Origin of the sequence: Acrocarpospora sp. B8E8, from assembly GCF_039871605.1 — a bacterium.
Lineage (GTDB): Bacteria > Actinomycetota > Actinomycetes > Streptosporangiales > Streptosporangiaceae > Acrocarpospora > Acrocarpospora macrocephala.
In genome coordinates this window covers 30,754-52,399 of sequence record NZ_JBDPLV010000014.1, presented here as the reverse complement: position 1 = coordinate 52,399, position 21,646 = coordinate 30,754, and the positions used below count along the sequence as shown (strand labels likewise).

At 71.5% G+C, this 21,646-nt stretch carries 19 protein-coding genes; 9 read left to right on the top strand and 10 right to left on the bottom strand.

Annotated elements, in window-relative coordinates; translation table 11 throughout:
* Positions 1-10 precede the first annotated feature (10 nt).
* Entirely contained in the window at positions 11-700 is a 690-nt protein-coding gene (locus tag ABGB08_RS15995; protein WP_347590927.1) for a 4-carboxy-4-hydroxy-2-oxoadipate aldolase/oxaloacetate decarboxylase, read from the top strand.
* Positions 697-1,719, top strand: coding sequence for an amidohydrolase family protein (locus ABGB08_RS15990; protein WP_347590925.1), 1,023 nt, complete (start codon positions 697-699; stop codon positions 1,717-1,719). The genes ABGB08_RS15995 and ABGB08_RS15990 overlap by 4 nt, the downstream gene beginning before the upstream one ends.
* Here ABGB08_RS15990 and ABGB08_RS15985 read toward each other — a convergent pair.
* Entirely contained in the window at positions 1,716-2,966 is a 1,251-nt protein-coding gene (locus tag ABGB08_RS15985; RefSeq protein ID WP_347590923.1) for an FAD-dependent oxidoreductase, read from the bottom strand. The two genes, ABGB08_RS15990 and ABGB08_RS15985, sit on opposite strands and share 4 nt — an antisense overlap.
* Complete coding sequence (locus tag ABGB08_RS15980; protein WP_347590921.1) at positions 2,963-3,316, bottom strand: 2Fe-2S iron-sulfur cluster-binding protein; 354 nt, start codon at positions 3,314-3,316, stop codon at positions 2,963-2,965. The genes ABGB08_RS15985 and ABGB08_RS15980 overlap by 4 nt, the downstream gene beginning before the upstream one ends.
* 134 nt (positions 3,317-3,450) lie before the next feature.
* Between ABGB08_RS15980 and ABGB08_RS15975 the strand changes: the two genes are divergently transcribed.
* From ABGB08_RS15975 to ABGB08_RS15950, 6 genes are read left to right on the top strand one after another with little or no spacing between them, the layout of a single operon-like run.
* Positions 3,451-4,437 carry a cupin domain-containing protein gene (locus ABGB08_RS15975; protein WP_347590919.1) on the top strand — a complete coding sequence of 329 codons (987 nt, stop codon included), beginning with the start codon at positions 3,451-3,453 and terminating at the stop codon, positions 4,435-4,437.
* A complete protein-coding gene (locus ABGB08_RS15970) occupies positions 4,434-5,501 on the top strand; it encodes a cupin domain-containing protein (RefSeq protein ID WP_347590917.1) in 1,068 nt (355 codons plus the stop codon). The genes ABGB08_RS15975 and ABGB08_RS15970 overlap by 4 nt, the downstream gene beginning before the upstream one ends.
* A gap of 2 nt (positions 5,502-5,503) precedes the next feature.
* Complete coding sequence (locus tag ABGB08_RS15965) at positions 5,504-6,400, top strand: AAA family ATPase (protein ID WP_347590915.1); 897 nt, start codon at positions 5,504-5,506, stop codon at positions 6,398-6,400.
* Positions 6,397-8,169, top strand: coding sequence for a thiamine pyrophosphate-binding protein (locus ABGB08_RS15960; RefSeq protein ID WP_347590913.1), 1,773 nt, complete (start codon positions 6,397-6,399; stop codon positions 8,167-8,169). The genes ABGB08_RS15965 and ABGB08_RS15960 overlap by 4 nt, the downstream gene beginning before the upstream one ends.
* A gap of 53 nt (positions 8,170-8,222) precedes the next feature.
* Positions 8,223-9,668 (top strand): aldehyde dehydrogenase family protein, encoded by a 1,446-nt coding sequence (locus tag ABGB08_RS15955; protein WP_347590911.1) that lies wholly within the window; start codon positions 8,223-8,225, stop codon positions 9,666-9,668.
* Entirely contained in the window at positions 9,662-11,425 is a 1,764-nt protein-coding gene (locus ABGB08_RS15950) for a thiamine pyrophosphate-binding protein (protein ID WP_347590909.1), read from the top strand. Before ABGB08_RS15955 ends, ABGB08_RS15950 begins: the two co-directional genes overlap by 7 nt.
* A 1-nt stretch (position 11,426) precedes the next feature.
* Here the strand turns inward: ABGB08_RS15950 and ABGB08_RS15945 are convergent, their stop codons facing one another.
* From ABGB08_RS15945 to ABGB08_RS15915, 7 genes are all read right to left on the bottom strand, one after another.
* Entirely contained in the window at positions 11,427-12,650 is a 1,224-nt protein-coding gene (locus ABGB08_RS15945; protein WP_347590907.1) for an MFS transporter, read from the bottom strand.
* Entirely contained in the window at positions 12,643-13,788 is a 1,146-nt protein-coding gene (locus tag ABGB08_RS15940; protein ID WP_347590905.1) for an ABC transporter ATP-binding protein, read from the bottom strand. The genes ABGB08_RS15945 and ABGB08_RS15940 overlap by 8 nt, the downstream gene beginning before the upstream one ends.
* 29 nt (positions 13,789-13,817) lie before the next feature.
* The gene (locus ABGB08_RS15935) at positions 13,818-15,548 is read right to left on the bottom strand and encodes an iron ABC transporter permease (protein WP_347590903.1); all 1,731 of its coding nucleotides are present in this window, start codon (positions 15,546-15,548) and stop codon (positions 13,818-13,820) included.
* 74 nt (positions 15,549-15,622) lie between these two features.
* Positions 15,623-16,735, bottom strand: a complete 1,113-nt coding sequence (locus ABGB08_RS15930) for an extracellular solute-binding protein (protein WP_347590901.1) — start codon at positions 16,733-16,735, stop codon at positions 15,623-15,625.
* On the bottom strand, positions 16,732-17,856 hold the full coding sequence (locus ABGB08_RS15925; protein ID WP_347590899.1) for an ABC transporter substrate-binding protein: 1,125 nt from the start codon (positions 17,854-17,856) through the stop codon (positions 16,732-16,734). The genes ABGB08_RS15930 and ABGB08_RS15925 overlap by 4 nt, the downstream gene beginning before the upstream one ends.
* A gap of 85 nt (positions 17,857-17,941) precedes the next feature.
* Complete coding sequence (locus ABGB08_RS15920) at positions 17,942-18,568, bottom strand: cupin domain-containing protein (RefSeq protein ID WP_347590897.1); 627 nt, start codon at positions 18,566-18,568, stop codon at positions 17,942-17,944.
* Between the two features lie 97 nt (positions 18,569-18,665).
* Positions 18,666-19,487 (bottom strand): NAD(P)-dependent oxidoreductase, encoded by an 822-nt coding sequence (locus ABGB08_RS15915; protein WP_347590895.1) that lies wholly within the window; start codon positions 19,485-19,487, stop codon positions 18,666-18,668.
* A gap of 76 nt (positions 19,488-19,563) precedes the next feature.
* Between ABGB08_RS15915 and ABGB08_RS15910 the strand changes: the two genes are divergently transcribed.
* Positions 19,564-20,817, top strand: a complete 1,254-nt coding sequence (locus ABGB08_RS15910; RefSeq protein WP_347590893.1) for an MFS transporter — start codon at positions 19,564-19,566, stop codon at positions 20,815-20,817.
* Here the strand turns inward: ABGB08_RS15910 and ABGB08_RS15905 are convergent.
* Entirely contained in the window at positions 20,814-21,569 is a 756-nt protein-coding gene (locus ABGB08_RS15905; protein ID WP_347590891.1) for a class II aldolase/adducin family protein, read from the bottom strand. The genes ABGB08_RS15910 and ABGB08_RS15905 overlap by 4 nt on opposite strands.
* Between the last annotated feature and the right edge of the window lie 77 nt (positions 21,570-21,646).

The following is a 21,646-nucleotide window of genomic DNA, read 5'->3' as shown; positions in this document are numbered from 1 at the left end:
GGGGAGTGGGATGAGCATCGTCGTCCGTAACATCCACCGCTCCGACGAGTCGGTGGTGGCGGGATTCGCGGCGCTGGGCGTCGCGACGATCCACGAGGCGCAGGGGCGTACCGGCCTGCTGGACGCGCGCCTGCGGCCGATCTATCCGGGGGCGCGCGCCTGCGGCCCCGCGGTGACGGTCAGCGTGCCGCCCGGGGACAACTGGATGATCCACGTCGCGGTGGAGCAGTGCCGCGACGGCGACCTCCTGGTGGTGGCCCCCACCTCGCCGTGCGGGGACGGCTACTTCGGCGAACTGCTCGCCACCGCGCTCCAGGTGCGCGGGGTACGCGGCCTGGTGATCGACGCCGGGTGCCGGGACGTGGCGGAGCTGACCCGGATGGGCTTCCCGGTCTGGTCGAAGTGCGTCTCCGCGACGGGGACCGTCAAGGAGACCCTCGGCGACGTCAACACCCCGCTGGTCATCGCCGGCGCGCTGGTCCACCCCGGTGACGTGATCGTCGCCGACGACGACGGGGTCGTCGTCGTGCCGCGCCGCCGGGCCGGCGCGGTGCTGGCCGCCGCGCGGGCGCGCGAGGTGAAGGAGGCGGCCTCCCGGGCCCGATACCTGGCCGGAGAGCTCAGCCTCGACGTCGGCGGGATGCGGGAGCGGCTCGCGCGCCACGGACTCACCTACGTCGACCAGGAGCCGGACGAATGATCATCGACTGCCACGGCCACTACACCACCGCACCGGCCGCGCTCGGGGCCTTCCGCGACGACCAGCTGGCCCGCCTGGCCGACCAGGGCCGCCCGGCCCCGCGGCTCGCCGCCATCAGCGACGACGCGATCCGCGAGAGCATCGAGGGCACCCAGCTCAGGCTGCTGCGCGAGCGCGGCGGCGACCTGATGATCTTCTCGCCGCGGGCGTCGGGCATGGCGCACCATGTCGCCGACCCGGCCACCGCCCGCGCCTGGGCCCAGGTCTGCAACGACCTGGTGCACCGGGTGGCCGAGCTGTTCCCGCGGCACTTCGCCGGGGTCTGCCAGCTGCCGCAGACGCCGGGCGGATCGCTGGACGACTCGATCGCGGAGCTGCGCCGATGCGTGGGAGACCTGGGTTTCGTCGGCTGCAATCTCAACCCGGATCCGTCCGGCGGCCACTGGACCGCCAAGCCGCTGACCGACGAGTACTGGTTCCCGCTGTACGAGGCGATGGTCGAGCTGGACGTGCCGGCGATGATTCACGTCTCGGAATCCTGCAACCCCAACTTCCACGCGCTCGGCGCGCACTACATCAACGCGGACACCACCGCGTTCATGCAGCTGCTCGAGGGTGACCTGTTCGGCCGGTTCCCGACCTTGCGGTTCGTGATCCCGCACGGGGGCGGCGCGGTGCCGTACCACTGGGGCCGCTACCGGGGGCTGGCCGACCGGCTCGGCAGGCCGCCGCTGGCGGAGCATGTCATGCGCAACGTCTTCTTCGACACCTGCGTCTACCACCAGGCCGGGATCGACCTGCTGCACCGGGTCATCGACGTCGACAACATCCTGTTCGCCTCCGAGATGTTCGGCGCCGTGCGCGGCGTCGATCCCGAGACCGGGCACCACTGGGACGACACGAAGCGCTACATCGACGCCCTCGGCCTGCCGGCCGAGGCGCGGGCGAAGGTGCTGGAGGGCAACACGCGGCGGGTGTACCCCCGCCTCGACGCCCGGCTCAGGGCGGCCGGGCTCTAGGGAGCGGGGGTCGCGACGAGCAGGTCCTTGAGCGGCACGTCGGCGCGTGCGGCCAGGTCCGCCGGCAGCGGGGTGCCCTTGGCCAGCGCTTTGCGTATCACCAGGTAGTCGGCGGTGCGGTTGACCGCGTTGACGGCCAGCAGCGCGCCGCCGCGGTAGTACAGCGCCGAGAACGCCTCGCCGTCCGGGTCGCCGCGCACGACGACCTGGTCGTAGCCGTCCGCGACACCGGCGATCTGCAGCTTGAGGTCGTACTGGTCGGACCAGAACCACGGCACGTCCGCGTACGGCTGCGGCTTGCCGGCCAGCGTCGCGGCGGCGACCCGGGCCTGCGCGATCGCGTTCGGCATCGACTCCAGGCGCACCCGCCCTTCGCCGGTCAGCGGATTCGGCAGCACCGTGCAGTCACCGGCGGCGACGATGGACGGATCGCTGGTCCTGGCGAACTCGTCGACGACGATCCCGCCGTCGCACAAGAGGCCCAGCTGCTCGGCGAGCTCGGTGCGCGGCACGACGCCGACGCCCGCGACGACCAGGTCGGCGGGCAGCCGGGTGCCGTCGGCGAGGCGGACCCCGGTGACCCGGCCATGCTCGCCCTCGATCCGGGTGACCTGCGCCCCGAGCAGCACCTCGGCCCCGCGCCGGGCGTGGGCGCGCCGGTAGAACTCCGAGACCACCGGGGCCACCGCCCTGGTCATCAGCCGCGGCGCCGCCTCGACGACGGTGACGTTCCGGCCCTCGGACCGGGCGACCGCCGCGACTTCGAGCCCGATGAAGCCGCCGCCGACGACCACGACGTGGCGGGCCGGGGTGAGGTGGTGGCGCAGCAGGGCGGCGTCGGCGAGATCGCGCAGGTAGCAGACGCCGGTGAGGTCGGAGCCCGGCACGGTGAGCCGTCTGGCCCGCGCCCCGACGGTCAGGGCGACGCGGTCGAATTCGAGCGCGCGCCCCTGATCGGTGAGCGCGGTGCCGCAGCCGGACGGAAACTGGCGGATATGGGTGACACGTTCCGCGGGCAGCAGGTCGATCCGCTTGTTCGCGTAGAACGCCTGGTCACGCAGTTCGAGGGACGCGGGGTCGGCGGCGCCGCCCAGGTAGGCCTTGGACAGCGGGGGACGCTGGTATGGCGGTCGCGGCTCAGCGCCGACCAAAGTGATGGGCCCGTCGTGGCCGTGCTCGCGCAGCGAGACCGCCAGCTGCACGCCGGCCTGGCTGGCGCCGACGACCAGGACACCGGCGCCGGTCACGGCTGCTCCTTCGGCGTCTCGACCACGAGGCCGTCGAGCGCCTCGGTCACGCTGATCTGGCAGGACAGCCGGCTCGTCGGCCGGCGGTCGGAGACGGCGAGGTCGAGCATGTCGTCCTCGAGGTCGCCGGGCGGGCCGACCAGCGGCATGAAGGCCTCGCCCACGTAGACGTGGCAGGTGGCGCACGAGGCGTTGCCGCCGCATTCCCCGATGATGCCGGGGACGCCGTTGCGGACGGCCGCTGCCATGACCGACTCCCTGACCCGGGCGTTCGCCGTGTGCCGGGATCCGTCAATGGAAACGAAGGTGACCGTAGGCACTATCACAGTCCTCTCGCGCTCCGGAATCATATGGCTAATGGACTAACCATATTACCCTAACGGGACTCGCGGGCGATAGCGCCTTGCGACGTCTGGTAGAACGGTTATACCATTCGTCCAGTTCGATCGAGCTTGCGGCCGGTCGATGAGGAATGGAGCGGGCATTGGGTAAGAGTGGACGTGTCTTCGTACGCGGACTGACATCGCAGACCTACGGCCTCGGCGAGTTCCGCAACCGCCAACTCGCCGTGCACCGGGTCCGCGACGACAGCGTCGTCGTGGACGACGCGAAGGTGGGTCACTCCGGTGACAGCGAGAAGAGCCGCACCTGGTGGCGCATCGGCCCGGGCGACGAGGAGTTCCTCACCCAGACGATCCAGGTCCACTTCGTGGAACTGCCGCCGGAATCGTCCAACCACGGCCACGGCCACCAGAACGAGGCCGCCTTCTACATCCTGGAGGGGCGCGGCTACGAGATCCACGACGACCAGCGTTACGACTGGGCGAAGGACGATCTCGTCTACGTGCACACCGACTCGGTGCACCGGCACTTCAACCCCTACCAGGAGCGGGCCGTCGCGCTGGTCGTGAAGGCCAAGTGCACCTGGATGTTCATGGGCTTGATCCAGCAGGGACGCTCCGAGCCGATCGACCGCCCGGAGGAGTTCGGCCCGCGCGAGGACTGGTCGCGGATCTGGACGCCGGGCGTGCTGGAGCGCAAGAAGGTCATCAGCCCCGCCGACACGGTGTGGGAGGACACCCCGCTGGGCCGGGTCCGCGTCATGGCCTCGCCGGCCCGCACCGACGGCCGCATCTTCAGCACCGACGCCTTCGAACTGGACATCCCCGCCGGCGGCCACAGCGGCAAGTACTGGAAGATGGCCGACGAGGTGTACTACGTCCTGGACGGCTCCGGCTACGCCCTGCAGTGGGAGGTCGAGGCCGAGATCGCGGAGAAGTACTACGCCCGCGTCGCGCTCGAGCCCAAGCGGTACGAGATCACCCGCGGCGACACGCTCTACGTCCCGCAGAACCACGTCTGCCAGCTGTTCGCCGCCGACGGCACCCCGCTGCGGCTGTTCAACGCCCAGAACCGCGTCTTCAAGCACCTCGGCTACGACACCGTCCACTACTTCGAGCCGGCCTCGTGAGGGCCCGGACCACCACCGGCGTCAGCCACTACGAGGTGCAGAAGACCCGCCGGGCGAAGTTCATCGAGGACTGGCGGGACAACCGACGCGACGTGGTGTCCCTCGCCGATGTCACCCTGCACGACAGTCCGCGCGGCAGCCGGGTCGGCGTGTACGTCGGGGTCGACGGCGACCGTCCCACCCGGACCATGGACGCCCTCGCCCACGAGTTCCCGCCCGGCACGGTCACCACCGTGCACCGGCACTCGTGGGACGCCATGGTCCTCGTCGTCGCCGGATGGGGATGGACGGAGATCGACGGGCAGCGCGTCGAATGGGGGCCCGGCGACTCGCTGCACATCCCCGCCTGGGCCTGGCACCGCACCGGCAACGACGGCTCCGCGACCGCGCGCTACCTCACCTTCTCCAGCGAGCCGATGCTCGCCACCATGGGCATGTCGATCGTGGAGGACGCCGGGCACGCCCCGTACCGGGACCTGGCGCCGAGGCCCGAGTTCACCGCGCACCTGGACGGGGACGACCCGTACGCACGGCGGGTGCGGCGGCTCGGCCGCGAGCAGGCCACCCGCCGCGCCGGACGGCTGCACACCAGCTGGGACGATCTGGAACTCGTCAACACCCCGCGCGGCACGCGCACCACCTTCCTGCTCGACCGCGCCATCGGCTACCAGGCGTCCGGCATCACCATGGCCATGTTCGAAATCGCGCCGCGGCGCGGCCAGTCCATGCACCGCCACCCCGGCGAGGCCTGGCTGTACGTCCTGGAGGGTCAGGGCCACACCTACCTGGGCGCCGAGCCGGAAGGCGGCACGGTGCACCCGTGGCGCAAGGGGGACCTGATCGTCGTCGACCACTTCCTGTGGCACCAGCACTTCAACGACGACCCGGAACGCACCGCGAAGGTGGTGCGGATCCACATGTTCGACAGCCTGCTCGAAACGATGCGGGCGCTGTGCGACCCGCTCGTGCTCTTCGAGGAGCCGCCGACGCACATCCGCGACCGGCAGGCCGGCGATCCGGGCACCGTGGACTGGCCGGCGCCGCACCGCCCCACCTGGCCCTGACCGTGGCCGACCTGCGCCTGCCGCCGGGCATCAGCGGCATCCACACCCTGCCCGCCGACCACCACGACGGCCCCTGGGACTCGATGATCGTTCCACCGGGGACGAAAGAGCGCCTGCTCGGCACGGCCGTCCTCGTGCTGCGCCACGGGCGGGCGCTGCGCTCGCTCTCCGGGCCGCCGCACGGCCTGGTGGTCCTCTCCGGGCCGCCCGGCACCGGCAAGACCACCCTGTGCCAGGGCCTGGCCCAGGCGGCGGCGACCGCGGTCGCCGCCCGCGGCGCGACCACGTTCGTGGAGGTCGATCCGCATGCTTTCCCCGGCGAGATGCTCGGCGAAAGCCAGCGCGCCGTCCGGCGGCTGTTCACCGAGACCCTGCCCGAACTAGCCGCCCGCCGACCGCACACCGTCGTGCTCGTCGACGAGGTCGAAGCCCTCGCGGTACGCCGCAGCACCGCCTCCTTCGAGACCAACCCGGTCGACGTGCACCGCGCCACCGACGCCGTCCTCGCCGGCCTCGACTCGCTCCGCGACGCGTGCCCCCATCTGCTGCTGCTCGCCACCACCAACCTCACCGGGGCCGTCGACGAGGCGTTCCTGTCCCGCGCCGACCTGGTACTGGAGCTGGACCTGCCGGACACCGGCGTCCTCGCCCGCATCGTCGCCTCGTCGCTGGCCGAACTCGCCACCCTCTGGCCGGGGTTGCGGCCGCTGGCCGAGGACACGCCATTGCACGCCAAACTCGCCACCGCCTGCGCGGGCTTCGACGGCCGCCGGATGCGCAAGACCGTCCTCGCCGCCGTGGCACAGCGGCCCGAACTGGCCGCCGACCCCGAACGCCTGACCGCCGATGACCTCCTGGCCGCCGTCGATGTCGCCGCTATCCCGGCGGTGACAGCGTGAATCCCGAGGTGGAACGGCCGGAGGGACTGTCGCCCACGCGGGGGCTCCCCGCGTGGGGCAGTGACCTCGTCGTCGACCTGCTGCATGCCCAGGACGTGCCGTACCTGCCGATGAACCCCGGCTCATCGTTCCGGGGCCTGCACGACTCGGTGGTCAACCACGGCGGCAACCGGAGCCCGCAGCTGCTGCTGTGCCTGCACGAGGAGATCGCGGTCTCGCTCGCCCACGGCTGGTCCAAGGCCACCGGACGGCTCGGCGTGGCCGCCGTGCACGATCTCGTCGGGTTGATGCACGCCTCGATGGCCGTCTACAACGCCTGGTGTGACCGCAGCCCGCTGCTGCTGCTCGGCGGCAGCGGCCCGGCAGACCCGGCGCTGCGCCGCGCCATCGACTGGAGCCACTCCGCCACCACCCAGGCGCAGCTGGTCCGCGACTTCGTGGTCTGGGACGCCGAACCCGCCACCGCCGGTGCGTTCGCCGCCGACCTGCTGCGGGCCGGGCAGCGGGCGCTGTCGGCGCCGCGCGGACCGGCGTACGTCTCGCTCGACGCCGGCGGCCAGGAGGAACGCCTCGATGCGGTCCCACCCCTTCCCGACCCCCGCGCGTTCCTCCCCGCACCCGCCTTCGGACCGGATCCGGCCATCCTGGAGGAGGCGGTGAACGCCCTCGCCGCCGCCGAGCGCCCGGTCGTGATCGCTGGGCGCGTCGCGCTCGACCCGGCGTCGGCCCCGCTACTGGCCGCGCTCGTGGAGCTGCTCGGCGCGGCCTACCACGACGACCGCAACATGACCGCGCTCCCAACAGCCCACCCGCAGAACTGCACGGGTGATCGGGGCGCCATCGGCGAGGCCGACGTCGTCCTCGCCGTCGACGTCGTCGATCTGGCCGCGATTCTGAACCCGCGCCCGCGCGGCCCGCGCCACGGCGGCCCCGAACACCCGGCGGACGCCCGGGTGGTCATCGACCTGTCCCACGGTGACCTCGGCCTGCGTTCCTGGAGCAACGCCGGGGCCGCGCCGTACCCACGCGACATCGCGCTGCTCAGCGATCCGCTGCTCGGCCTGCGGATGTTGCTCGACGCGCTCGCCGACCGGGTGAAACCGGCCACCGCCGCCCGCCGCGAGGTCGTGCGCGAGCGCGCGGCCCGGCTTCGACGGCGGCAACGCGAGGCCGTCGAGGCCCGCTGGGCGGACCGGCGCATCTCTCCGGCCCGGCTCGTCGGCGAGGTCTGGCAGGCGGTCCGCGACGTTGACCATCTGCTGTGCCTGCGCAACACCCGGACCTGGCCGGAAGGGCTCTGGCAGCTGCCGGGCGCCGGTTCCTACCTCGGCCACTCAGGGGGCGGCGGCGTCGGTTACGGGCCGGGGGCGCTGATCGGCGGAGCGCTCGCCGCCCGCGACCGTGGCCAGCTCGCCGTCGGCATCATCGGCGACGGCGACCTGCTGATGGCCGCCGGTGCGCTGTGGACCGCCACCCACTACCGGATACCGGCGCTGATCGTGGTCAACGACAACAGCTCCTTCTACAACGACGAGCCGCATCAGGCGGAGGTGGCGAACGAGCGTGGCCGCCCGGCTGAGAACAGCTGGATCGGCATGCGCATCGCGGACCCTGCCGTCGACATCGCCGCGCTGGCCCGCTCGTACGGCTGCTGGGCGGCAGGCCCGGTCGAGGATCCCGACCAGCTGGGCCCGGCGCTGCGCAACGCGCTCGCGGCGGTACGTGATGGCGCGACCGCAGTGGTCCACGCCCGGGTGGCCCCCCGATGAGCCCGGCCGAGCCTGGCCCGGCGTCGGAAGGTCCCGCATTGGGAGGCTCCGTGATGAACGATGTGCCGCACCGCCTGATGCTCGTCGGCGGCGCCTGGGTGGACGCCGCCTCCGGTGGCCGGATCGAGGCCGTGGACCCGACCAGCGAAGAGCTCATCGCGACCCTGCCCGCCGCCGGCGCGGCGGACGTCGAGGCAGCCGTGGACGCCGCCCACGCGGCCGCCCCCGGCTGGCGGGACCTCGGCTGGGCGCGCCGCGGCGCCCTGCTGCGGGAGCTGGCCCGGCGCATCGACGCCGAGGCGGAGTGGCTGGCCCACCTCGACGTCCGCGACGCCGGTCTGCCGCTGTCCGGCGCGCGCGCCGACGTGACCGGCGCGGTCGCCGAGATCGGCTACTACGCCGGGCTGGCGCCCGAAGCCCGGGGCAGTACGGCTCCGCCCGCGCCCGGCACGCTGTCCTACACGGTGCGCGAGCCGTACGGCGTAGTGGCCAGGATCGTGCCGTTCAACCATCCGTTCAAGTTCGCCGCGGGCAAGGTCGCCGCACCGCTCGCCACCGGCAACACGGTCGTGCTCAAGCCGGGCGAGCAGTCGTCGCTGTCCGCGCTCGAACTCGCCAGGATCGCCGCCGACGTGCTTCCCCCCGGCGTGCTCAACGTGATCACCGGCACGGGCGCGGCGGCCGGCGCGGCGCTGGTCGCCCACCCCGGCGTGCACCGGATCGCCTTCACCGGCTCCGTCCCCTCCGGCCGCGCGGTGCTCCACGGCGCGGCGGAGGGGATCAAGCACGTCACGCTCGAACTCGGCGGCAAGAACCCGATCATCGTCTTCCCCGACGTGGACGTCGACCGGGCCGCCGCGGCCGCGATCGCCGGGATGAACATCGCCCGGTGCACCGGGCAGTCGTGCGGCTCCACCTCCCGCCTCTACGTGCACGCCGACATCGCCGGGCGGTTCCAGGACGCGCTCGTCGAACGGCTGGCGCGGCTGCGCGTCGGCGACCCGATGGGGGAGGACACCCAGGTCGGGCCGCTCGCCTTCCGCGCCCACCACGACCGGGTGATGGGGTATCTCGACATCGCCCGCCGGGAGGGCGCGACCGTCGCGTACGGCGGCGGTCGCCCGGCCGGTCGCCCGCGCGGCTTCTTCGTCGAACCGACCCTGCTCACCGGCCTGGACGACACCATGACCGTGGTCCGGGAGGAGATCTTCGGACCGGTCATGTCGCTGCTCACCTGGCGGGACGTCGACGACGTGGTCCGCCGCGCGAACGACACGCCGCTCGGCCTGACCGCCAACGTCTGGACCAGGGACGTGTCGGCCGCGCACCGCACCGCGGCCGCGCTGGAGGCGGGCTACGTCTACGTCAACGGCACCGGCAGGCGCCCGACCGGCACCCCGTTCGGCGGCTGGAAGAGCAGCGGCCTGGGCAAAGAGAACAGCTTGGAGGAGCTCGTGTCGTACACCCGCGAGAAGACCGTGACGGTGACCCTGTGGTGAACTTCGCCCCCTACTCCGAGCCGGTCTGGGGCTCGGACGTCATGGTGGACGTGCTGCGCGGGCTCGGGCTCAAGTACGTCGCGCTCAACCCCGGCTCGTCGTTCCGCGGGCTGCACGACTCGCTCGTCAACTACGGCGGCGACGAGATCACCATGATCGAGTGCCCGCACGAGAAGATCGCGATGGGCGTGGCGCACGGGTACGCGAAGGTGACCGGCGAGCCGATGGCGGTCATCCTGCACGACCTCGTCGGGCTGCTGCACGGCACCATGGGCGTCTACTACGCCTACATCGACCGCACCCCGGTCCTCGTCCTCGGCGGCTCGGGCCCCGCCGACCACGTCCGCCGCCGGCCCAACATCGACTGGATCCACTCCGCCAACGTGCAGGGCGAGGCGGTGCGCGCCTACACCAAGTGGGACCACGAGCCGCGCTCGCTCGCCTCGGTGCCGGCCATCCTCGCCCGCGCCCACCGGATCGCCCGCGAGCAACCGGCCGGTCCGGTCTACGTCGCGCTCGACGCCGGGCTGCAGGAGGACCAGGTGAGCGACCCCGTGCCGCTCCAGGACCTGGCTCGCCTCGCCGCGCCGCCCTCGGCCCTGGCGCCCGAGCCGGCCGCGCTGAGCGATCTGGCCCGGCGGTTGTGCGCCGCCGACCGCCCGGTGATGGTGCTCGGCTATCCGGGCAGGCACCCGGAATCCTTCGACACCCTCACCCTCCTCGCCGAGGAGGTGGGGATCGGCGCGGTCGAGACCCACTGGCGGCTGAACTTCCCCAACCGGCACGAGCTCAACGTGACCGGTTCCGCGGCGCTGGAGCGCGCCGACTGCGTGCTGTTCGTCGACGTGAAGGACATGGGCAAGGCGACCCAGCGGCTGGAGTCCGCCACCCGGCGGATCACCTCCCGCCTCGCCGCCGGCACCGCCATCCTCGACCTGGGCTTCAACGACGTGGGCATCTCCTCGTGGAGCGAGGACTACGCCGAGCTGGTCCCGACCGACCTGCAGGTCACCGCGGACACCTCGGTGGCGCTGCCGCTGCTGCTGGACGAGTGCCGCCGCGTCCTGGCCCAGGAGCCGCAGGCACGGCGGGCGCGGCGGGAAGCGTGGCGCGACGAGCTGCGCGACCTGCACCGGGACACCTGGGCCGGCTGGCGGACCGCCGCGGACAAGCAGGCCGGGGACTCGCCGGTGTCCACCGCCCGGCTGGCCGCCGAAGTCTGGGAGGTGGTCCGCGAGCACGACTGGGTGCTCACCGCGGGAACCGCCGCCGAGTGGGCCCTGCGCACCTGGGACTTCGACCGCCCCTACCGGCACCCGGGCCGGCAGCTCGGGACCGCCACCCAGATCGGCATCTCGCTCGGCGTCGCCCTCGCCCACAAGGGCACCGGGCGGCTGGTGGTCGACCTGCAGCCCGACGGCGACCTCATGTTCGACGTGGGCGCGCTGTGGGTGGCCGCCAGGTACGAACTGCCGATGCTGGTCGTGATGTTCAACAACCGCGCCTACTACAACGACTGGGAGCACCAGGAGCGGCTGGCCCGCCAGCGCGGCACCCCCCTGGACCGGGCCGCCATCGGCATGGCGATCGACACCCCGGCCCCCGACTTCGCCGCCGTCGCCCGCGGCTTCGGCTGGCAGGCCGAGGGGCCGGTGACCGACCCCGACGCGGTGCGGGCCGCGGTCCGCCGGGCCGCCGACCACGTTATGGCCACCGGCCGCCCGGCGCTCGTCGACGTGGTGTGCCAGCCCAAGTAGCTCACTCCTCGGCGACGCCGCCGGTGTAGGAGCGCACCACGGGTTCCCGCGTCCAGAACGCCGCGGCCACCAGGATCGGGCCGAAGGCTCCGACGGTGAGCGCGGCGACCGGGCCGACCAGCCCGGCGAACGCGCCGACGACGACGTCCCCGATGGCCGGGCCGCCGCGGGAGGACATCTGGTAGAAGGCGGTGACCCGGCCGCGGATCTCGTCCGGCGTGTCGATCTGCACGGCGGCGTGCCGGATGGTGGTGGCCATCGCGTCGCAGGCGCCGAGCAGCCCGGCCGCCACGACCGCCGTCCAGTACAGCGGCGCGTGCGCCAGCAGCAGCGCCGACACGCCGTAGAGCGCGGTGGCGACGAGCAGCACCGCGCCCTGCCTGCTGCTGCGCTGGACGGTCCGGTAGACGGAGTACGTGGCGAGCAGGGCCCCGGCCGAGGGGGCGGCAGACAGCACGCCGTACCCGGTGGAGCCGACCTGCAGGACGTCGACGGCGAGGGCCGGGAGCAGGACCCGGTAGGCGCTGAACACGGTGGCGGACAGGTCCAGCGCCATGAGCTTGTAGATGAGCGGGCGGTGCCGGATGTACCGGGCGCCCTCCGCGATGGAGTGCAGCACCGAGCGCCGCTCCCCGCGCGGCGTCAGGCCGGCGATCCGCATGACGCCGAGCACCGCGACGAGCAGGCCGTAGGTGGCCGCGTCGACGGCGTACATGAGCCCGGGACCGGCGACGGTGATCAGCATCCCGGCCAGCAGCGGCCCGACCAGGATCGCCAGTTCCCGCGACGGATTCAGCAGCGCGATCGCCTGGCCGATCTGGGCCCGGGGGACCAGGGCCGGGATGAGCGCCTGCCGGGCCGGCTGGTCGAACGTCGCGGCGGCGGTGGTGAGCACCACGGAGGCGACGACCTGCCAGGCTTGGACGCGACCGGTCAGGGTCAGCCAGGCCAGCGCGGCGGCCACCACGAGCGCCACCCCCTGCGCCGCCTGCAGCAGCCTGCGCCGGTCGACCCGGTCGGCCAGCGCGCCGCCGAGCGGGCTGAGCACCAGCAGCGCGACCGCCTGCGCCGCGCCGACCAGCCCGGTGTACGCGATGGACCCGGTCAGCTGGTACACGTGGTAGAAGTTGGCGGCCACGGTGCCGCGGGTGCCGATCTGGGAGGCGACGACCCCGGCCCAGTAGAGGGTGAAGTCGCGGTTGCGGAGGACGGAGCGTTCAGTCAACCGGCACCAGCGACAGTTGGTCGGGGTCCAGCCGCACGAAGACGTCGGTGCCCGGCCGGATGGACACCGACGGGTTCCCGCGCGCCCGGATCTCGCGCTCGCCCACGCGCACCACGTGGTCGACGGCCTCGCCGAGGAAGGCGCGGGTCAGCACGGTGCCCTTCCACTCGTTGAGGGCCTCCCCGGTACGCGGGACGGTGCCGACCTCGACCGCCTCCGGCCGGATGGAGACGATGACGTCGGCGCCGACGGCGATGTCCGCGGTCGAGTTCAGCGCCAGCGGACCGTCCAGGGCGTTCACCGTGTACCGTTCGCCGTCCCGGGCCTCGACCTTGGCCGGGATGAAGTTCGAGGTGCCGATGAACTCGGCGACGAACCTGCTGTTCGGCTTCTGGTAGATCTCCCGTGGCTTGCCCAGCTGGATGATGTTGCCGTCCCGCATCACCGCGACCGAGCTGCTCAGCACCAGCGCCTCGGTCTGGTCGTGGGTCACGTAGACGGAGGTGATGCCGAGCTCGCGTTGCAGCCGCTTGAGCTCGTAGCGCAGCGACTCCCGCAGCTTGGCGTCCAGGTTGGACAGCGGCTCGTCCAGCAGCAGCAGCGGCGGCTCGATGACCAGCGCCCGGGCCAGGGCGAGGCGCTGCTGCTGGCCGCCGGAGAGCTTCGTCGCCTGCCGGCCGGCGAGCGCGTCGAGCTCCATCGTGGCGAGCACCCGGCCGACGCGTTCGGCGATCTCCCGCTTGCTGGGGCGCTGCCCGCGCCGGCGTACCTGCAGGGGGAAGGCGACGTTGTCGAAGACCGACATGTGCGGCCAGATCGCGTAGGACTGGAAGACCATGCCGAGCCCGCGCTCGTTCGCGGACACGCTGAGCACCCGCTGGCCCTCCAGGGATCGGAACAGCGCCCGGCCGCCGACCTCGATGGTCCCGGAATCCGGCCGTTCCAGCCCGGCGATCGACCGCAGGGTGGTCGTCTTGCCGCATCCGGACGGCCCGAGCAGGGTGAACATGTCGCCCTCGGGCACGGTGAAGCTGACGTCGTTGACGGCGAAGACGCGGTCGGTGGCGCCGGTGGCCGCCGCGCGGCGGCGGCGACGTTCGCCGTCGAACGATTTGACGAGATTCTCGACGCGAAGCATCGTGTCCTCCTGATCGTGGCCCGCCGGGCCTAGTTCTCCCGCAAGCCGACCTTGGCGCCGAGCTTGTATGCCACCGTGACGAGCACGACCAGCGTCAGGACCATCACCACGCCGAGCGCGGCGAGCACGGTGAACTGGCCGTTCTCGTACTGTTCGAAGATGAGGATGGACAGGACCTCGTTGCCGGGGCTGTAGAGCAGGATCGAGCTGGACAGCTCGCGGAACGAGACCACGAGGATGTAGATCCAGCCGGCCAGCAGGCCGGGCGCGAGCAGCGGGAGCAGCACCCGCCGGAAGGTCTGCCACCAGCTGGCACCGCTGACCTGCGCCGACTCCTCGAGTTCGGTGGCGATCTGTTGCATTGAGGTGACCGAGTAGCGCATGCCGTACGGCATGTACCGGGTGACGTACGCGATGAGCAGGATGAAAATGGTGCCGTAGATCGGAATCGGGCTGCGCAGGTATACGAAGGACAGCGCGAGACCGAGCACCAGGCCGGGGATGACCAGCGGGACGAACGCGAACTGGTCGATCAGCTGGCGCCCGGGGATGCGGGAGCGCACCGTGATCCAGGCGGCGATCGCCATCACGGCCATCACCAGCGTCGCGGTCGCGACCCCGAGGAACAGCGAGTTCCGCAGCGCGGTGGCCGCCTGCGACAGGCCCAGCAATTCGACGTAGTTGTCCAGCGACATCGACCGCAGCGCCGCCATCGACGGCGCCTGGTAGAACTTGAGCAGCGAGGTGTACAGGAGCACGACCAGCGGCGCCACGACGGTCAGCAGGAAGTAGCAGACGATCGCCGCGCCCATCACCGGGCGCCACCTGCCGAGCTCCATCGGGCGCGGGCGGAAGCCCTTGCCGGTCACGGTCTGGAAGCTCTTCCCGGCCCGCCCGACCAGGTTGGAGATGGCCACGCCGAGCACGGCCAGGACCAGCAGGCCGAGCGCCAGGGCGCCGGCGGCGGCGAGGTCCGGCGGGTAGCTGCGGAGTACGAAGTAGATCCGGCTGGTGAAGACGTAGATGCCGTTCTGCAGGCCGAGCAGCGCCGGCACCTCGAAGCTCTCCAGGCTGCGCACCGCCATGACGAGCACGGCCGCGACGATGGCCGGGCGGGTCAGCGGCACGGTGATCTTCCGGAACACCTGCAGGCGGCTCGCGCCGCACATCAGCGCCGACTCCTCCAGCGACGGGTCCATGGAGCGGAACGCGGCGACCATCAGCAGGAAGACGATGGGGGACAGGTGCAGCCCCTCGACCCAGATCATGCCCCAGATGGTGAAGACGTCGACGGCGGCGGGGCCGAAGACCGGTTCGAGGGCCTTGTTGATGAGGCCGATGTCGGGGCTGGCGAGGAAGATCCACGAGATGGTGTACAGGATCCCCGGAATGATCAGGGGGATGATCGACGCGGCGAAGAACAGCGCCTTGAACGGCACGTCGGTCCGGACGTTGAGGTAGGCCAGGCTGGTGCCGACCACGAGGGAGAGCACCGCGGAGCCGGCCGCGAACCAGAGCGAGTTGCCGATCAGGCTGCCGATCCGGGAGTCGCCGTACGCGGTGGCGAACCCGCCGAGGGTGAAGCCCGAGGCGTCGAAGAAGGTGCCCCAGAGCAGGTAGTAGAGGGGCACGAGGGCGAGGTAGCCGATGGCGCCCGCGACCGCGATGATGATGATCAGTTTCGGGGTCGGCCACCACCGGCGTCGCGGGGTGAGCGGCGCCGACCGGTTGGCGGTCACGACGGGGGATGCGGTCGACATACCTCTCTCCTTGGGACGTACGGACGTGGGGACGCGTGATGGCGGTGCGGGCGCCGGGCCGGCGCCCGCACGGGCTATTCGGACAGCACCTCGCCGCCGGCGACGACCTTCTCGTACCGCTGGCTCCACTCCGGGCCCTTCTCGACGAGCGTCTTGACGTCGATCGGGATGATCTTCAGCTGCTTGAGCGGGTCGTCGCCCTCGACGATGGCCGGGGTGAGCCCCTCGTCCACGAGCAGCTTCTGGCCCTCCTGCAGCATCCAGTCCGCGAACAGCATCGCCGCCGCCGGATGCTTGGCGCTCTTCATCAGGCCGAAGCCGTTGGGGCGGGCGACGATCGGCTCGACGAACGGCAGGTAGTCGACCGGAGCGCCCTTGGTCTTGGCGCGCTGCACGATGTAGGAGTAGTTGGAGGCGACCACGGAGAACTGGCCGGCCGACAGCAGCTCGCCCTGCACCGTGTGCCCCTTGACGATCTTCGCGCCGTTCGCCATGTCGGCGAAGATCTTGTCGATGTCCGCCGCGGACTTCCCCTGCTGTTGCCAGTAGGTGTAGAGCGTCAGGTACCAGTCGTAGTCGGCGAGTTCCATCGAGAGCTTGCCGTCCCACTTCGGGTCGGCCAGCTCCTCCCAGGTCTTGGGCTGCTGCCCGGCGGGTACCAGGGTGGTGTTCCAGCTTGGCGCGAACAGGTTGAAGCGGGTCGCGGTCCAGCCGTCGAACCGGCCCGCCTCCGGCACCAGGTCCCGGCGCTCGCCCGCGTACGTGCCGAGCAGCCCTTCCTTGTTGAGCGCGAAGAGCTCGTTCGCGTTCGTCTCCACCATGTCGTTGCCCTGGTAACCGGCGCCGCGCTCCTGCAGGATCCGCTGCAGGACGGTCTCGGAACCGGCCCGGTACAGGTTGATCTCGACGTCGTAGGTGTCGGCGAACGCGTCGGTGACCACGGTGGCGACGTCGCTCGTCATCGACGTGTACAGGTCGAGGGTGCCCTCCTTCTCGGCCAGCTCGACGAGCTTGTCGCGCCGGGCTTGACCGGAGAGCGGGCCTATTTCCGCGTACAGCTTCTCGGCTGCGCTGGGTCCGCTGGCGCCGCTGGCGCCGGTACTTGCGGTCGGGGACGAACCGCAGCCGGTCGCCGCCACCGTCAGGACGAGCCCGGCGAGGGCGACCCGTGTCCGGTTCGCGTTCATTGCACTTCCTGTCCCGCGCTGAGGATCTGGGCGTAGAGGTCGTCCCACTTCTTCGGGTCGGCGAGCAGTTCCTGCTCCGGTACGGGGACCACGGCGAGATCGGCGAACGGATCCGTGGCACCGGGGATCGAGCCCACCCGGAAGGCCTCGGCGAGGATCTTCTGCCCCTCGGTGAGCTCCCAGTCGATGAAGAGCATCGCCGCCGCCGGGCTGGTCGCGGTCTTCATCAGCGCCACGCCGTTGGGCCGGACGATGATCGGCTGGACCGGGCCGCCGGCCGCCGGATGCCAGCTGACGGGCGCGCCCTTGTCGGCGGCCTTGTCGACGGTGTGGCTGTAGGAGGACACCGTGATCCCGAACTGCCCGGCCGACAACAACTCGCCCTGCGTGGTGTGCCCCTTGGCGATCTTCGAATTGGCGGCGATCCGGGTGAACAGGTCGCGCACCTCGGCCTCGGACTTGCCCTGCTGCAGGAAGTAGCTGTACAGACCGGCGAACCAGTCCACGTCCCCGACCTCCATGGAGACCTGGCCCTTCCACTTCGGATCGGCCAGATCCTCGATGGTCTTGGGCTCCTCGCCCGGCTTGACCTTGGTGGTGTTCCAGCCGACGACGAAGGCGTTGAACCGCGACGCCGTCCAGCCCTCGGCCTTGCCCTCCTTGCGGACCGCCTCGCGAAGCTCACCCTGGTACGGGTAGAAGAAGCCTTCCTTGTTCATGATGTTGAGTTCACCGGCGTTGGTGTCGATGAAGTCGTTGCCGAAGTAGTTCGCCTGCTGCTCCTGCAGGACGCGCTGCAGCACCGACTCCGAGTTGCCGCGGTACACGCTGACGTCGATCTTGTAGGTGTTCTCGAACCCCTCGACCAGACTGTCCATGTCGGTGTTGGAGGTGTAGATGGAGAGCTTGCCCTCCTTCTCGGCGAGCTCGACCAGCGTCTTGTGGCGCTCCTCGCCGGTGAGACCGTTGATGCGGTCGTAGACCGCCTGCGCCTTGGCGGCGGCCGCGTCTTTCGCGTTGGTGTCAGTGGTGCCGGTCGCGGTCGGGGACGCACCGCAGGCCGTGAGGACGAGCGCGGTCGCCATCGCGGCGACCGCGGGAAGGATCGAGGGGTGTCGCATATGCAGCTCCTGCAGTGCTCACCGGGCCGGTGTCCGCCGGCGCGGTGATGGCGTGGTTCATGTGCCCCCGAGAGATGAGCGGTGGTCAGCTGGTGTGCGGGTCGCTGACCGGCTCGACGATCGAGTCGGCCTCGCGACCCTGGTGCCCGCCGTGGACGGTCCCGCTGTCGATCGCGGCCCGCAGGAGTTCGAACCCCTGCTCCTTGGTGAGCTGGACCGAGTGGCGCTCGATGTTGTGCAGCCGCATGGTGCGCAGCAGACCGGTGTCCTGGATCGCGAGGTACCGTGAGGTGTCGTTCTCGTCGAGGTTGAAGTGCTGGTGCCAGGCCCACCGCGGCGGCGCGAAGAGGGTTCCCTCCGACCACTCGACCACCTCGACCGGGTCGTCATCGTAGTTCAGGAGCGAGTAGCCGCTGCCTTTGACGATGTAGAGGTAGGCCTCCGTGGTGTGCCGGTGGCGCACCGAGGCGCTGCCCGGCTTGAGCTCCGCGAGGTGCGCGTTGAGCACCTCGTAGTCGGCCAGGTCGAACCACTGGCCACGGTTGTTGCGCCACGGCCGTTCCGGCAGATCCATCTTCCGCAGGTCGTGCGGGACGACGAGGCCCTTGATCGGGGGGTGTCGCTTGTTGAACTCGTCCCGCGCCGCGATCTCGGACGCGTCGCGGTTCTTCTTCTCGCTCGACAGGACGCCTTTCAGGTATTCGTCACGCACTTTTTTCCTCCAGAACGCCGTATTGACGATGAGTAGATCCCTGTTGGGGCTAAAGGTCTAACCTATGGTCCATACTGTTACGTGAATGTTACGCCCGTTATGACTGGTAGAGCGGCCCGTTACCCAGCAGCCGCGCGACATCACCCACGCCGATGGCGGTCATCATCCGCTGCGCCGTCTCGGCGACCGGAATCTCGAAGCCGACCTCGGCGGCGAGCGTGGCCGTGTTGGCGAGATCCTTGGCGTGCCAGGTCAGGCGCATCTGCTCCAGCTCCCGCAGCGTCCGGGAGTCGGTCGGCCCGTCCATCAGCGCCCGGCGCAGCACGCGGACGTCGACTCCGGCGCGGCGCGCCAGCTCCAGCGCCTCGGTGACCGCGCAGATCTGCGCCCAGTGCACCAGGTTGTTCGCGGTCTTGCCGACCTGCCCGGAGCCGAGGGGGCCAAGGTGGTGGACCGCGGCGGTCCACGGGGCGAGCAGCGGGCGCACGCGCTCCAGGGCGGCGGGGTCGCCTCCGACGAGCAGGTTGATCTCGCCCGCCTCCGCGCCGCGTACCCCGCCGGTGAGCGCCGCGTCGAGCACGTCCACGCCCGCCGGCGCGTCCGCCGCGACCTGCCGGCACGTCTCGGGCCGTACCGACGAGCACAGCAGGACGACGGCGCCCGCGCGGGCGCCGGCCAGCACGCCCGAGGAACCGAGGCAGACCTCCAGGACGTCCGCGTCGGTCGGCACGAAGACGGCCACGGCGTCGGCGTCCTTGGCGGCCTCGGCGTCGCCGGCGGCGGGGTGGGCGCCGTGCTCCCGCGCGGCCCGGACCGCCGCCGGGTCGAGATCGCGCACCGTCACCCGCACGCCGGCGGCGAGCAGGTGCCGCGCGACGGGCAGCCCCATCGCCCCGAGGCCGATCACCGCAACTCCCATGATTTTCCTCCTGATCGTGGTGATTCACGTGTGGTAGAAATGTAATACCATTCGTCCAATCTGGGAGGGTTGCTCGTTGCGTCGACTGAGCGCCGGTCTCGCCGTGCGCGCGCGTGCCGCCGGGCAACGGGTGTTCCGGTCCCTCGCCATCCGGAACTACCGCCTCTACTTCGCCGGGCACGCGATCAGCGTCGCGGGCACCTGGATGCAGCGCGTCGCCCAGGACTGGCTGGTGCTCGAGCTCTCCGACTCGGCGGTGGCCCTGGGCATCTCGACGTCGCTGCAGTTCCTGCCGACGCTCGTCTTCGGGCTGTGGGGCGGCGTCCTCGTCGACCGGTGGGACCGGCGCCGCATCATCATGCTGACCCAGACGGTGAGCGCCCTGCTCGCCGCCGCCCTCGCCGCGGTCGTGCTGACCGGCAGCGTGCGGCTCTGGATGGTGTACGCCCTGGCGCTCGGCCTGGGGCTGGTCACCGTGCTCGACACCCCGGCGCGGCACGCGTTCGTGACCGACATGGTCGGCCCGGAGGACTACATCAACGCCCAGTCGCTGAACTCGACGGTGCACAACGTCGGCCGTCTCGTCGGCCCGGCGATCGCCGGTCTGCTCATCGCCGCCGTCGACGTCGGCATCGCCTTCGCGGTCAACGCGCTGTCCTTCGCCGGGGTGCTGCTCGGGCTGGCCCGGATGGACCCCACGGCGTTACGCCGGCTCCCGCCGGTGGCCAGGGCCCGGGGCCAGGCCAGGGAAGGGCTCCGGTACGTCTGGCACCGTCCCGAGTTGTGCGCCTGCCTGGTCCTGGTGGCGGTGGTCGCCCTGCTCGGCCAGAACTTCCGCGTGGTCTTCCCGCTGCTCGCCCGCGACACCTTCGGCGGCGGCGCCGAGGTGTACGGCTGGCTCACCTCCGCGCTCGGCGTGGGCGCGGTGATCGGCGCGCTGGGCAGCGCCGCCCGCCAGTCCGTCATGGCCTGGTCCCTGCTGCGCTGGACGTGGGTGTTCGCGGGGGTGAGCGCGGTCGCCGCGGTCACCCCGTGGCTGGCCGCCGCGCTGGCGGTGATCGTCGGCCTGGGCGTCGCGAACATCGTGTTCAACACGCTCGCCCGTACCCTCCTGCAGATCGGCGTCGAGCCCGCGATGCAGGGGCGCGTCATCGCGCTGCACAGCCTCATCTCCCTGGGCAGCACGCCGATCGGCGGCCCGATCACCGGGCTGGTGTGCCAGCGGTGGGGCCCGGGCGCCGGGCTGCTGCTCGCCGCCGTCTCGGTCGGCGCCGCCGCGGCGGCCGTGACACCGATGTTGCGCCGGGCCCGGGCGACCGGCTCGGCCTAGTCTTCTGTCTCCGGCAGGCCGAGCCCCGCGAGCCGCAACCGGGCGAGCTGGTGACGCCAGATCTGCAGGTCGTTGAAGGCGCTGCCCAGATCGGGCAACTCCGCCACGTCCTCGGGCGGAAGGTCGGCGACCGGGCGTCCCAGCCGGGCCAGCTCGAGGCCGAGCCCGGCGAGCACCTCCAGATTCAGCGCCCGGACGACGGCCTGCTCGACCGCGTGCTCACCCGAGCCGACCGTGACGATGCCGTGGCCTCTGAGCACGCACACCGGCGCCGAGCCCATCGCCGCGACCACCTCGCGGCCCAGTTCGGGACGGCGGACCAGCACGGAGCGCGGGTAGACCGGCACCCCGTCGAGGGCGAGCCGGGCGGCCGGGATGTTGTAGGCCCCGAAGACGGGGCGCAGCGGGACGTCCCCCAGCCCGGCGAGGAGGACGCCGGGCGGATGGGCGTGCAGGACCGCGTCGACGTCGGGGCGCGCCTTCAGCACCTCGGTGTGGATCGGCAGCTCCGCGGGGGCCGACCAGCCGTCGAGCGGCTGGTCCCCACCGTCGAGGCCGACCAGGTGGATGTCCTGCTCGGTGGTGAAGAGCAGCCCTTCCTCGCGCGGACCGCGACACCGGATGAGCAGCGTGTCGGCGCCGGCGCGCACGCTCACGTGGCCGAGGATGTCCGAGGCGAGTCCGGCGTTGGCGAGGATCCGGCACGCGAGCGCCACGGTTCGACGCAGCCGTCCCGCTGGTGTTGACGTCACCAACCCCGCCCTCCTTTTGACCAAACTGGGGAATAGTCTATTGGTATGACCACACTCCCATCGCACCGTACAATATC